This is a genomic window from Streptomyces sp. CA-111067 (assembly GCF_050956065.1).
Classification (GTDB): Bacteria; Actinomycetota; Actinomycetes; order Streptomycetales; family Streptomycetaceae; genus Actinacidiphila.
The window spans coordinates 2490751-2504131 of record NZ_CP192103.1 but is presented as its reverse complement, the minus strand read 5'-3'; the positions used below and the strand labels follow the sequence as shown (position 1 = coordinate 2504131).

The window sequence follows — 13381 nt, the reverse complement described above, 5'->3', positions numbered from 1 at the left end:
GGGCCACCCCCACCCCCGGTACGCCAGGGGACGTCATGGTTCGCCGCCGAGGCGATCCGTAGCGTCGAGAGCGAACGAAAAAGCAGGCGCCCCCGGCGAAACGAGGAGTCATGGCATCGCGTCGCAAGACGAAGCGGAACCAGTCCGCCCAGCTGAGCGAGCCCTCCGGGCTCGCGATCGAGCTCCGCGACATCCGCCGCGTCTACGGCCGCGGCGACGCCGCCGTCCACGCACTGCGCGGCGTGACCCTCGCCCTGCCGAGGGGAAGCTTCACCGCCGTGATGGGCCCGTCCGGCTCGGGCAAGAGCACGTTCCTGCAGTGCGCCGCGGGCCTGGACCGCCCGACCTCGGGCGAGGTGCTGCTCGGCGGCGAGCCGATCACCAAGCTGAGCGAGAACCGCCTCACCCAGCTCAGGCGCAGCCGCATCGGCTTCGTGTTCCAGTCGTTCAACCTGCTGCCCTCGCTGACCGTCCAGCAGAACGTCCTGCTCCCGCTGCGCCTCGCGGGCGAACGCCCGGACCGCCGCCGCGCCGCGGCCCTGCTCGCCCAGGTGGGCCTTGAGGGGCACGGCAGGCGCCGCCCCGGCCAGCTGAGCGGCGGCCAGCAGCAGCGCGTGGCGATCGCCCGCGCCCTGATCACCGACCCGGAGGTGATCTTCGCGGACGAGCCGACCGGCGCGCTGGACACCGGCACCGCCCGTGACGTGCTCGGGCTGCTGCGGCAGGCGGTGGACGCGGCGGGCGCCACCGTCGTGATGGTCAGCCACGATCCGACCGCGGCCTCGTACGCCGACCGGGTGCTCTTCCTGGCCGACGGCTCCCTCGCGGGCGAGCTGCACCGCCCGGACCCGCAGACGATCGCGGACCGGATGGTCGCCCTGACCGCGCAGGCCGGCCGCGGCGGCCAGGTGAGCGCGGCGGCATGACCGCGCACGATCCGTCCCCCCGGGGCGTGCACGATCCGCCCGCCCGGGACCGGCCCCGTAAGACCCCCAAGACCTGCCAGATCCGTAAGACCCGCCAGAGAACACACCCGCCTCGCACACGAAAGGCAATCCGATGAACGGCCTGGCCCGCGCCTCCGTCCGGTTCCGGCCCGCCTCCTTCGCCGGCACTTTCATCGCGCTGATGTTCGCCGCGGTCATCGTCACCGCGTGCGGCACCATGCTGCAGACCGGGGTGACCGCACACGTCAAGCCGGTGCGATACGCGCAGGTGCCGGTCGTGGTGGCGGCCGACCCGCAGGCGAGCATCACCACCGGCCACGGTGACAACCAGGACACCGAGTCGGAGCCGCTGCCCGACCAGCCGCGGATCGACACCGCGCTCGCGGCGAAGGTTGCCCGGCAGCCGGGCGTGGCCGCCGCGGTGCCGGACATCGCCTTTCCCGTGCAGTCGGCGCACCTGCCGCAGCTGACCGGACGCAACTGGGACGCGCGGGCGATCGACGGCGCCACCGCCGTACAGGGCAGGGCGCCCGGCGCCGGCGAGGTGGTGCTCGACGCGGGGACCGCGCGCGCCGCGAAGCTCGGCGTCGGCAGCACCGTCACGCTGACCGCGCCCGGCGGCACCGCCGCCTACCGGGTGTCCGGGCTGACCGGTGAGCACCAGCCGACCGCGTACGTGGCGGAGTCCGCGGCGAGCGGCCTGTCCGGGCACCCGGGCCGGGCGGACGCCGTCGCCGTGCTGCCGCGGCCCGGCGTGGACACCGACCAGCTCGCCGCGCAGGCGAGGAAGGCCGTTGGCCACGCGGCCGAGGTGCGTACCGGCAACGGCCGCGGCGAGGCCGAGCAGCCGCAGCTCGCCCAGGGCCGCGAGATCCTGAGCGGGGTCGGCGGCTCGTTCGGCGGGATCGCCACCGCTACCGCGGTGTTCGTGGTGATGGGCACGGTCGCGCTGGCGATCGGCCAGCGCAGCCGGGAGATCGCGCTGCTGCGCGCGATCGGCGCGACCCCGCGGCAGATCCGCCGGATGGTGGCGACCGAGGCGATGCTCGTCGCGCCGCTGGCCGGCGCCGCGGGCATCCTGCCCGGTGTCGGGCTGGCCCGCTGGTGGCTGAACCAGCTCGTGCACAAGGACGCGGTGCCGCACGGCGTGACGCTCTCGGTCGGCTGGATCCCGATGGTGAGCGCGGTCGGCGCGGGCGTGCTGGCGTCGCTGGGCGCCGGCTACCTGGCCGCCCGCCGGCCCTCCAAGGCCCGGCCGAGCGAGGCGCTCGGCGAGGCCGCGGTCGAACGCCGCCGGCCGGGCATCATCCGTACCGTGCTGGGCGTGGCCGCGACGGCCGGCGGCATCGTCCTGTCCGTCGTCGCCGCGAACGCCTCGGGTGACGACGCCGCCAACATCGCGCTCAGCGTCGTGATGACCTTCCTGCTCGCGGTGGCGCTGCTCGGCCCGGTGGTGGCCTGGCTGGCCGCGACGGTGCTGGGACTGCCGCTGCGCGCCGGCGGTCCGGCGGCCTCGCTCGCGGCGGCCAACACCCGTGCGGGGGCACGGCGGTTGGCCTCGGCCATCACCCCGATCGTGATGGTCACCGCGTTCTGCGGGACGCTGCTGTGCATGCAGGGCTCGATCACCCACACCTCGTCCCGGCAGATCCAGCAGGGCCTGGTGGCCGACCAGGTGGTCGGCTCCGACGCGGCCGGGCTGCCGTCCGGCACCGCCGAACGGGCCGCGCGGCTCAAGGGAGTCGACACCGCGGTCGGCGTGCTGCGCACCGGCGCGCTGTACCGGGCGGCCGGCTCGCTGAGTTCGACGAGCGTGCTGGCGGTCTCCGGCGACACGGGCCGGCTGTCGAACGTGCTGCAACTGGGCGTGAAGACCGGCTCGTTGAGCGCGCTGACCAACGACGGCCGCACGGTGGCACTGGACTCGCTGCTCGCCGACACCACGAAGGTGAAGGTCGGCGACCGCCTCTCGCTGTGGCTCGGCGACGGCACGACGATCCGGCCAAGGGTCGTCGCGACCTACGAACGGGGCTTGGGACTCGGCCAGTTGCTGCTGCCCCGGGCGGCGGTCGCGGCCCACGCGGACAACTCGTTCGACACGCAGGTGCTGGTACGGGACAAGGCCGGCGCCGATCCGGCCGCGGTGCGGAAGGAGTTGGCCGGGCTCGGCGTCGCGCGGATGAACGTCACCGACCGGGCCGGCTACCGCGCCCAGGCGGACAAGGAGCTGGAGATCAACGCGTGGGCGAACAGCGTGATGGCCGCGGTGCTCGGCGGGTTCGCCGCGGTGGCGGCTGCCAACACGCTGGTGATGACGGTGCTCGACCGGCGCCGCGAGGTCGCGCTGCTGCGGCTGGCGGGCACCACCCGCCGCCAAGTGCTCGGCATGGTCCGCTGGGAGGCGCTGCTGGTGGCGGCCTCGGGGCTGCTGATCGGCTCGGCCATCGCCTGGGTGACGCTGGTGCCCATCGCCCGCGGCCTGACCGGCGGTTCGCCCTACGTCCCGCCGGCCACCGGCCTCGGCATCGCGGGCGGCGCGATCGTCCTCGGCCTCGCCGCCACCGGCCTCCCGGCCCGCGCCCTGCTCCGCTCCCACCCGGCCGCGGCGGGCGCCGCCCGGGAGTGAGCGGGGGTGGGCGGGGGTGGGCGAACGACGGATGGGCCAGGCGCCTTCTAAGCGCTTGGCCCATCCCCCGGCCGGACCGGTCAGGTCACGAGGACCCGCCCGGCCCGGTCACCGCAGAACCATCACCTCAGGACGTGGTCTTCGTGATGATCACGCTGCCCCTCCCCGCCACCGTCCCACGGGAGTTGAGCAGCTGCACCTCGCCGAAGAGCTGCCTGCCCTCCGGCGCCACGGCGGCCGCGAGCAGCGTGGCCGAGACCGGCGCGGTCGAGCCGTGTGCCAGGTCGACCGGTGCGGAGCCGTCCACCTCGACCTGGCCGAGGCCGTCGGAGTAGTAGACGTCCTCGTAGTCGTACGTCGTCGAACCCGACGGCACCGCGTAGCCGTCCACCTCGAAGGTGTACGTACCGGCGGCCGGGTCGGTGAGGCTGACCGCCTCCTCCGCGTCGCCGTCCGCCGACTGGCCGACGAGCACGCCGTCCCGGTACACGTACAGGTCCAGGTCGGCGCCGGTGTCCGACGTCGAGCCGATCGAGACGTCGAGCCGGGTGGCGCCCGCGGGGAGCACCAGCGTGGTCGTCTGGGCGTCGCCCTCGGCGATGGTCGGCTTCGCGGTGTACGCCGAGCCGAGCGGGCCGCCCTTCAGTGAACCGCCGCTGATCGCCGCGAAGTTGTTCGTGACGTTCCAGCTGACCGGCGCCGGTGTGCCCACCTTCGCCTCGGGCACCGTCTGCACGGCCGGGTCGAAGGCCGCGCCGAGCACCGTGACGTCGAGCTTGTAGGGGTTGTCCAGCTGCGGTGAGGTGCGGCGCGCCTCGACCTCGATCTCCCAGACCCCGGGCAGCGGATCGGAGTAGGAACGCAGGTCGGGGCGGCAGGTGTTGGCCGGGTTGTCGTAGTTGGGGTAGCAGTCCGGCGTCTGCGTGGAGTCCAGCGGGACACCGTACGGGTGCATGGTGACGAAGCGGGTCTGGCTGCCCGCCTTGAGGCCGCTCATGGCCACCTGGACGGTGGTCGCGCCGGCCGGCACGGTCACGAAGTACGAGGTGGTGCTGTCCCGTTCGATCGTCCCGGACCGGCTGAGCGTGTACGACGGGGCCGCCAGCGGCGTGGAGACGACGACCGCCGCGGCGATCTGCGTGTCGGTGCCGCGGGTGAGCGGGTCGTCGACGTTGAGCAGCGCGCTGTGCACGCCCGCCGTCCGCGGCTTGGCGGTGATCTTCACCGTCACCGGCTTGTTGAGCGGCAGCAGCACCAGCGGGCTCGGCACCTTGAACGTGCCGTCGTTGAACGCCCATGTGAGGGTGTGCAGTTGGGCGTAGGACGGGCCGCTGGTACGGGTCACGGTGACGCTGTACGTACGCGAGGAAGCGGCCGTCAGGCCGCCCTCGCGGTCGTAGAGCCCGGTGCCGTAACCGGGGGTCGCCAGGAAGCTGGACAGGGTGGTGTCGACCGGCGCCTTGACGGTGTAGGCGTCGGAGGTGACCCCGCGCCGCAGCAGGTCCCAGGCCGGCCCGACGGCGATCAGGCCGGCGCCCTGGTCGATGGTCTGCGCGCCGCGGATGTTACGCGCGGTGCTGACCAGCGCGGTACGCAGCTTCGCCGGAGTGACGTCGAGGTGGCTGCCCTTGGCGGCGGACAGCAGCAGCGCCGCCGCGCCCGCGGCCTGCGGCGAGGCCATCGAGGTGCCCTGCAGCATCGCGTAGCCGGGCGGCAGGCTGTAGCCGGCCTCCTTGACCGGCGCGCCCTCCTCCCAGGTCGGAACCGCGTTGATGGACGCGCCGGGCGCGGTGATCACCGGGGCCAGGCCGCCGTCCTCACGCGGCCCGCGGGCCGAGAAGGGCAGCAGCGAGTAGGGCACGGTCACCTGCGAGCCGTAGTCGGCCGCCCAGGTCTCCTTGGAGATCGACGCGCCGACGCTGAGCACGTGGTCGGCCAGGCCCGGGTCGCTGATGGTGTTGACGCCGGGGCCGTCGTTGCCGGCCGAGATGACCAGCTGCACGCCGTAGGTGTCGACGAGCTCCTTGTAGAGCTGGTCGCGGACGTTGTTGCCGTCGTTGAGCGAACCGAGGCCGCCGATGGACATGTTGACCACGTCCACATGGCGGTTGACGACCAGGTCGATCATGCCCTCGGTGAGCGCCACGTTGGTGCAGCCGCCGCTCCAGGTGCAGGCCCGCGACGAGACGATCTTCGCGCCGGGCGCGGCACCGTTCATCTTGCCGCCGAACAGCCCGTTGGCCGCGGTGATCCCGGCCACGTGGGTGCCGTGCTCCGACTGCACGATGCCGATGTTGACGAAGTCCGCGGTCTTGCCGACCCAGGTGCCGCCGTAGGGGTCCATGGGCACGTTCTTGCGGATCTCGATGGTGAACGGGATCGACTCGGAGATCGCGGTGGCCGGGTCGTCGGTGCCGAAGTGGCCGATCTGGAAGCCGTCCTTGTACGGCTTCATGGCGGTGTCGCCGGTGAAGTCGCCGTTGTTGTCCAGGTCCACCCGTACGGTGCCGGCGGCCGGGTCGTAGAGCACGCCCCACACGTCGGTGGTGTCGCCGTCCCGGTTGAGGTCGCCGGCCATGTCGCCGCCGACGGTGGCCGATTCGGCGAACGTGCTGAAGTAGTACGAGCCCGCGGGCGCGGTCCAGGTGCGGCCCGAGGCGGTGAACGACGGTCCCGACACGGCGGTGACCATCGGGCGCCAGGTGCCGTCGCCGTCGATGATCGGGTCGGTCGAGGTGACCCAGTCCACGATCTTGCGCTCGCCGGTGGTGGTCTTCTGCAGCGCCGGGTGGCCGATGTCGACGCCCGCGTCCAGGATGCCGACGGTCACGCCGCGGCCGTCTGCGGACGGGTGGTCCTTGACGAAGTCCACCGCGCCGGTCTCGAAGGCCGGCTGGTACGGGTTCTTGGCCGGGGTGTTCTTGCCGGGCCCGGGGTAGGTGGCGGACGGCTTGCCGTGGCCGGCCTTCTTCGCCACCGCGGGGGTGGTGTCGGCGGCCGGCGTCGGGTCGTCGAGCTTGACCTCCTGCCGCAGGTCGATCGCGAGCACCGCGGGCAGCTTCTGGGCCGCGGCGATGGCCGCGTCCGCCTTGGCGGTCGGCACGGTGGCGCGTACGTAGCCGAGCTTGTCGTACGTCTGGCCCACTCCGGCGCCGTGCGCCCGCAGTTGGGCGCTGACCTGCGCGGTGCTGCCGGGGGCGGCGGCGATCATGAAGGTGACGTTCTTGTCGCGGTCGGCCTTGGCCTTGGCGAGCAGCGCGGCGTCGGCGGAGCCGAGCTTGTCCGCCGCGTCCTTGGCCGGGGCGGCGGGACCGCCGGGCGTCGCGGGGGAGTCGGAGGCGGCGGGCGGCGCGGGCGAGTCCGCGGCGGCGAGCGCCGGGGCGGCGACCGACAGCGCCGCCGCCAGGCCGGCGGCCAGCGCGACACGGGCCGCGCGTCTCTTCCCGGATATGTGAGCGAGTGGCATGAGCATCCCTGTTCGGCCGTCGAGGTGGCGTGCTGAGGACTGGCGTTCGGAACGTGTGCGGGACTGGCGTTCGGAAGGAGCCGTACGAGCGCTCACCTTGCTCGAATTAACAAGTCTTTGGAGGCCGTTGACTCGGAGATGGTCCCGCCGTGACGTATATCCGCCATGCGCCAACGGTGACGAACCGGGTCAAGTGCGCTGATTCGGCGGCGGGTTCCGAGCACGTTCCCCGCCCGGATGAACGGCGGGTGAGCGCAGCCGCACGGTCCGGAGAGGGCTCCGTGACCAGCGCGGAAGCGGACATCCAGCGTCCCGCGATGGGCTTGCGGCGTTCGCCCGGAGTTGGGGCGCAGGCCACCCCCGCTGCCAAACATCCTGGTGGGCGGCCCGGGACCGGGCAGGCCCGCCGTGCCTCAGCCGCTCCCGGGGGGACCCGATGTCCGGACCCGCGCAACCGTCCCAGAGCCAGCCGCCGGAGAACGAGAGCCGGCCCGCCGAACGCCCGGCCGGTGCCGCCGCCGCCCGCCGGTTCGTGAACCGCCGCACCCTGCTGATCGCGTCCGGCGCCGGGGCGGCGGCAGCCGGCGGCTCCGCGTGGGCGTTCGGCCCCGGCAGCGGCCGGGCCGGGGCCCGTACGGCGAGCGCCACGCGCACCGTCACCACCGGTACGACGGCCACGACTCCCGCCACGACGAAGCCCGCGCCGGTGCGCACCTCCACCGCCGTACCGCCGAGCACCGAGGGCACCACCCTCGCCACCGTCGCCGCCCCGCGCGGCCGCGGCGGCTACCGGCCGCTGACCGACGGCCCCGGCTGGAAGCGCGTGGTGCGCACCGAACTGGCCGCCGCGCACGACGGCCGGGAGCAGCGCCGTACCCCGATCGCCGCCTTCGTCCAGTGCACCGACCTGCATGTGGTGGACGTGCAGTCGCCGCTGCGGTTCGAGTTCATGCGCGCTCACAGCGCCGCCGACTGGCGCCCGCACGAGGCACTTTCCGCGGCCGGCACCGTCTCGCTGATCGAGCGGATCAACGCCCTGCGCGGCGGCCCGGTCACCGGCCACCCGCTGTCGATGGTGATCACCACCGGCGACAACACCGACAACAACTCCAAGATCGAGCTCGACTGGTTCCTGACCGCGATGAGCGGCGGCGCCATCGACCCCAACTCCGGTGACCCGGTCCGCTTCGAGGGCGTGCACAACTCCGGCCTCGACCTGTACTGGCAGCCGGAGAGCGCCCGTCCCGACGCCGACAAGAAGGCCGGCTTCCCGCACCTGCCCGGCTATCTCGCCGCCGCCGTCCGCCCGTTGGCCGGCCCCGGGCTCAACCTGCCCTGGTACTCCACGTCCGGCAACCACGACGCGCTCTACGGCGGGACGTACGTGGCCGGCGGCTTCGCGACGTCGTTCGCCGCCGAGATCGCCACCGGCGGCCGCAAGGTCGAGCGGGTCGAGCCGGCCGACGCGGCTCGGCTGCGGAAGGTCGTGCGGGCGGAGAGCGACCCCGAGGGCTCGCTCTACCGGGCCGTCCTGGACCACTACGCGCGCTCCGCCCGTACCGTCACCCCCGACGAGCGGCGCGCCCCCTTCACGCCCGCCGAGTACCTGGCCGCGCACCTCGAACCGCGGCGCACGGGTCCCGGCCCGGTCGGGCACGGCTACGCCGCCGACGGCGTCAGCGCCGACCGGATGTACTACACCTTCCAGATCGCCGACGGGGTCCTCGGCATCAGCCTGGACACCACCAACCGCGGCGGCGGCTACCAGGGCTCGATCGGCACCGGCCAACTCCGGTGGCTGGAGCGGACGCTGACCGAGAACGAGGACCAGCACGTGCTGGTCTTCAGCCACCACACCAGCCACAGCATGACCAACCTGCGCCCCGACCCGGCGAATCCGCACGAGAAGCGGCACGGCGGAGCGGAGTTCGTCTCGCTGCTCAGCCGGCACCGCAACGTGATCGCCTGGGTGAACGGGCACAGCCACCTGAACCGGATCGAGTCGCACGACGGCTTCTGGGAGGTCAACACCGCCTCGCACGTGGACTATCCGCAGCTGGCCCGGATCATCGAGCTGGTGGACAACCATGACGGGACGCTGTCGCTGATCACCACCCTCGTGGAGTCCGCGGCCCCGCACCGCGCGGACTTCCACGACCTCTCACAGCACGGACTGGCCGCGCTCTACCGCGAGTTGGCCTTCAACGCCCCCGGCGCGGACCCGGCGGCCCTGGCCGGCGGCAAGGACGACCGGAACGCCGAGCTGCTGCTGCGCAAGCGCTGAACGCGCACAGCGCCGAACGGGCACAGCGCGGGCACCCGGTCAGCGCGGGCCAGCGGGTCAGCGCGGGGTCACCACCACATAGGCGGCGGGCAGCCGGTCGGCCGACCCGACCAGCGCCGTCCTGACCACCGTGGCCTGCTGCTCCGCGCTCTCCCGCAGCTTGGCCGGGGTCAGGTGCACGATGGTGATGCCCAGCGCCTCAAGGCGCTCCCGCTGCCGGGTGCGGGCGAGCATCAGCTGCTCCTCGTACTCCGCCCCGCCGTCACGGTCGCCCGCGCCCTCGCCGCGGGGGTCGATCGCGACCGCCACCGCGTGCTCGGGCCAGTACGCGTCCACCGCGCCCAGCGGCGGGCCGCCCGGCAGCCGCAGGTCCACGTTCCACACCGGGTCAGGCAGTTGGTGGTCGTGGACCATCGCGAAGAGCCGGTCCTCGGCCATCGCCCGGCCGGCGTCCCGCAGCGTGCGCACCGCCGCGGCGACGTACGGCCGCTCCAGCAGCCCGCCCGCCGCCAGCTCGTCCAGCACCGCCGAGGCGTCGCAATGGCCGCCGCGCACCGCCTCGTTGAGCAGCACCCGCACCGAGTCCGGGTCGTCGAGCCCGGCGACCGCGTCGGCCAGCGCCCGCGCCACCGGCGCGCAGGGCAGCCCCGACACCTCCTGCGGGCGCGGGAGTTGGCGGGTGCGGTGGATGGCGACCTCGCCGGCGTCGCGCAGCCGCCGCTGCCGGGGCACCAGCACGTCGATCCGCCGCAGCCCCGGCAGCGGCGGCACGCTGGAGAACCGGTAGAGCGCCAGCGCGGCAGGACCGGTGACCAGCGCCTCCCGGCCGCCGCCGAGCGGGCCGTGGCCGCCGGGATCGCGGCCGGCGTAGAGCAGCGCGGCCTCCAGCCGCTCCTGGCTGCTGGGCGGCCCGGGACGCAGCAGGTAGACCTGCGGCAGCAGCCGGCTCCACTGGCCGCCCGGACGGCAGCGCTCGGCGATCACGGCGGGCGTCACCCCGTGCTCCCGCAGCTGACGGTCCGTCAACACGCTGTGCTGGGTGCGGGAAAGGTGGTCCAGGGCGTGGGGGGTGCGGTTCGCGTTCATGGCCAGGTGCTTCCCGCCGCCGCACCGGTCACTAACCGCTGTTACATGCTCGTCGACAAACCAGGACAACCCCGGGCTAAAGTCCAGGTGTTCGGATGCCGATGGGCCTCGTTCACCTATCAGAGTGACGAAGCCGCCCCGGCCAGGCCGGGACGGCTTCGTCAACTCACGCTGTGCTTACGACGAATCACCGAGCGTCGATCAAATGTCGCTGAACGCCCTTGAACAGCACCGGAGTTCAGTACCGCGCGTCGCACGCCTGTGCGCGCAGCGCCCGCGCCAGGTCGTCCCGCGACTCCAGAACCAGCCGCCGCAGCGACGGCGCCGCCTCCGGATGCGCCTCCAGCCAGGCGTCGGTGGCGTCCAGCGTCTCCTGCCGGTCCTGGAGGTACGGGAACAGGCCGCGCACGATCGTCATCGCCGTCTCGATCGACCGCGACTCCCACAGCCCCTCCAGCGCGGCGAAGTACGGCTGCGCGTAAGGCGCGGCCGGCTCCCGCTGCGAGGTCTGCATGAAGCCCGAGATCGTCGCCTCCACCAGCGCGTTGGAGAGCGCGTCGGACTCCACCACGTCGGCCCAGGCCGCCGCCTTCACCGCAGCCGACGGCCGGGCCGCCAGGCAGCGCACCTCGTGCCGGTGGCCGGACGCGGTGTCGTCGCCGGCCCGCTCCGCCCGGATCGCCGCCTCGTCCGCCGCCCCGTGCGCGGTCAGCGCCTCCAGGAACGTCCAGCGCAGCTCCTGGTCCACATCGAGCCCGTCGATCTTCGCCGAGTCGTCCAACAGGCCCTGGAGCAGCTGGAGATCGGCCTGCGAGGAGGCCACCGAGGCGAAGAACCGCGCCCACGCCAGCTGGTGGCCGCTGCCCGGCTCGGCCAGCCGCAGCTCGCGCAGCGCGCCCTGCGCCACCTCAAGCGCCGACTCCGCCCGGCGGTCGGGCGCCACATAGGTCGCCAGCGACGTCCTGGCCTGCTGGTGCAGCGACTGGAGCACCCCGATGTCGGACTCCTGCCCGGCGAACCGCAGCACCAGCGCCAGGTAGTCGCGGGCCGGCATCAGCGCGTCCCTGGTCAGGTTCCACACCCCCGACCAGGCCAGCGTGCGGGCCAGCGGGTCGGTGATGTCGCCCAGGTGCGCCCGCAGCGTCTCCAGCGACGGCTCGTCGAAGCGGATCTTGCAGTACGTGAGGTCGTCGTCGTTGACCAGCACCAGGTCGGGGCGCCGCTGCCCGGTGAGCCCCGGCACCTCGGTGGCCGGCCCCGACACGTCCACCTCGGAGCGCGCGTAGCGCTCCAGCGCGCCGGCGGTGTCCCGCCGGTACAGGCCCACCGCCACGCGGTGCGGGCGCAGTTCGGGATGCGAGGGGTCAGCGGTCTGCAGCACGGTGAGGCCGGTGATCCGGTCCTCGCCGTCGCAAGTGACCTGCGGGGTCAGCGAGTTGACGCCCGCCGTCTGCAGCCAGGACCGGGACCAGCCGGTCATGTCCCGCCCCGAGGTCTCGGTCAGCACCGACAGCAGGTCGTCCAGCGTCGTGTTGCCGTACGCGTGCCGCTTGAAGTAGCGCCTGGCCGCCTCCAGGAACGCGTCCTGCCCCACGTAGGCGACCAGTTGCTTCACCACCGAGGCGCCCTTGGAGTACGTGATGCCGTCGAAGTTGAGCTTGGCGTCCTCCAGGTCGCGGATGTCCGCGGTGACCGGGTGGGTGGACGGCAGCTGGTCGGCCCGGTACGCGCGGGTCTTGTGCCGGTCGGCGAAGGTGATCCAGCCCGCGCTGTACTGGGTGGCCGCCACCTGCGAGAGGGCGGCCATGAAGTCCGCCAGCGACTCCTTCAGCCACAGGTCGTCCCACCAGCGCATCGTCACCAGGTCGCCGAACCACATGTGCGACATCTCGTGCAGGATGACGTTGGCCCGCCGCTCGTACGACGTGCGGGTGACCTTGCCGCGGAAGACCAGCTCCTCGCGGAACGTCACGCAGCCCGGGTTCTCCATCGCGCCGATGTTGTACTCGGGCACGAACGCCTGGTCGTACTTCCCGAACGGGTACGGGTAGTCGAAGTGGTCGTGGAAGAAGTCCAGGCCCTGCTTGGTGACGGTGAAGATCTCGTCCGCGTCGAAGTGCCGGGCCAGCGACCGGCGGCACAGCGCGCGCAGCGGGATGTCGAGCACCGCCTTGTCGTCCAGCGTGCGCGCGTAGTGGTCCTGCTCCACGTGGTACGGCCCGGCCACGATTGCCGTGATGTACGTCGAGATCGGCAGCGTCGGCAGGAAGCGGGTCACGGTGCCGCCGCCGTCGGCGGCGGTCTGCTCGCCGTCCTGCGCGCTGTTGCCGAGCACCGTCCAGCCCTCGGGGGCGGTCACCTGGAAGGTGAACGGCGCCTTGAGGTCGGGCTGTTCGAAGTTCGCGAAGACCCGGCGGGCGTCGGCCGGCTCGTACTGCGTGTAGAGGTAGACCTCGCCGTCCTCCGGGTCCTCGAACCGGTGCAGCCCCTCGCCCGTCCTGCTGTACGCGCAACGCGCGTCCACCACCAGCGTGTTGCGGTCGGCGAGGCCGTCCAGCGCGATCCGGGTGCCGTCGAAGACCTCCGCGGGGTCCAGGTCGCGGCCGTTGAGCCGGACCGAGCTGACCTCCTGGGCGATCAGGTCGGCGAAGGACGACGCGCCCGGCTGCGCGCACCGGAAGTCGATCACCGTCGTGGTACGGAAGCCGCGCGGCAGACCGGGCTCGGCCGGACCGGCCGCCGACCGCACGTCGAGCGCCACGTCGTACCGTTCGACGGACAGGATCGCGGCCCGCGCGCGGGCCTCCTCACGGGAGAGATTCTCGCCGGGCACGGGCGACTCCTTCTTTTTTCCGCTGGACGGGGGTATCCGCGGCATCTTCCCACGGTGCCACGGCGGCGACGCTGGGGAATCGGCCGGGGTGGCCGCGCGTTGTCGGTTGTGCAGGACCATGGACTCGCGCAGGACCACG

At 73.2% G+C, this 13381-nt stretch carries 6 protein-coding genes; 3 read left to right on the top strand and 3 right to left on the bottom strand.

What is annotated here, in order from left to right:
• Nucleotides 1–110 precede the first annotated feature (110 nt).
• Together ACQPW6_RS10880 and ACQPW6_RS10875 are read left to right on the top strand one after the other, a co-directional pair.
• Nucleotides 111–926, top strand: a complete 816-nt coding sequence (locus ACQPW6_RS10880; RefSeq protein ID WP_433889368.1) for an ABC transporter ATP-binding protein — start codon at nucleotides 111–113, stop codon at nucleotides 924–926.
• Between the two features lie 133 nt (nucleotides 927–1059).
• Nucleotides 1060–3573 carry an FtsX-like permease family protein gene (locus tag ACQPW6_RS10875; RefSeq protein ID WP_433889367.1) on the top strand — a complete coding sequence of 838 codons (2514 nt, stop codon included), beginning with the start codon at nucleotides 1060–1062 and terminating at the stop codon, nucleotides 3571–3573.
• Nucleotides 3574–3700: 127 nt separating this feature from the next.
• Here the strand turns inward: ACQPW6_RS10875 and ACQPW6_RS10870 are convergent, their stop codons facing one another.
• Nucleotides 3701–7039 carry a S8 family serine peptidase gene (locus tag ACQPW6_RS10870; RefSeq protein ID WP_433889366.1) on the bottom strand — a complete coding sequence of 1113 codons (3339 nt, stop codon included), beginning with the start codon at nucleotides 7037–7039 and terminating at the stop codon, nucleotides 3701–3703.
• A gap of 436 nt (nucleotides 7040–7475) precedes the next feature.
• Here ACQPW6_RS10870 and ACQPW6_RS10865 point away from each other — a divergent pair, with 436 nt between their 5' ends.
• Nucleotides 7476–9323 carry a TIGR03767 family metallophosphoesterase gene (locus ACQPW6_RS10865; RefSeq protein ID WP_433889365.1) on the top strand — a complete coding sequence of 616 codons (1848 nt, stop codon included), beginning with the start codon at nucleotides 7476–7478 and terminating at the stop codon, nucleotides 9321–9323.
• Nucleotides 9324–9380: 57 nt separating this feature from the next.
• On the opposite strand, the gene ACQPW6_RS10860 is transcribed toward ACQPW6_RS10865, so the two are convergent.
• Nucleotides 9381–10409 carry a hypothetical protein gene (locus ACQPW6_RS10860; protein ID WP_433889364.1) on the bottom strand — a complete coding sequence of 343 codons (1029 nt, stop codon included), beginning with the start codon at nucleotides 10407–10409 and terminating at the stop codon, nucleotides 9381–9383.
• Between the two features lie 238 nt (nucleotides 10410–10647).
• A complete protein-coding gene (gene pepN / locus ACQPW6_RS10855) occupies nucleotides 10648–13242 on the bottom strand; it encodes an aminopeptidase N (protein ID WP_433889363.1) in 2595 nt (864 codons plus the stop codon).
• Nucleotides 13243–13381 lie beyond the last annotated feature (139 nt).

What these genes read in the sequence shown, in the direction of transcription:
- ACQPW6_RS10880 (WP_433889368.1), top strand. Translation starts at nt 111, where the DNA reads ATGGCATCGCGTCGCAAGACGAAGCGGAACCAGTCCGCCCAGCTGAGC.
- ACQPW6_RS10875 (WP_433889367.1), top strand. Translation starts at nt 1,060, where the DNA reads ATGAACGGCCTGGCCCGCGCCTCCGTCCGGTTCCGGCCCGCCTCCTTC.
- ACQPW6_RS10870 (WP_433889366.1), bottom strand. Translation starts at nt 7,039, where the DNA reads ATGCCACTCGCTCACATATCCGGGAAGAGACGCGCGGCCCGTGTCGCG.
- ACQPW6_RS10865 (WP_433889365.1), top strand. Translation starts at nt 7,476, where the DNA reads ATGTCCGGACCCGCGCAACCGTCCCAGAGCCAGCCGCCGGAGAACGAG.
- ACQPW6_RS10860 (WP_433889364.1), bottom strand. Translation starts at nt 10,409, where the DNA reads ATGAACGCGAACCGCACCCCCCACGCCCTGGACCACCTTTCCCGCACC.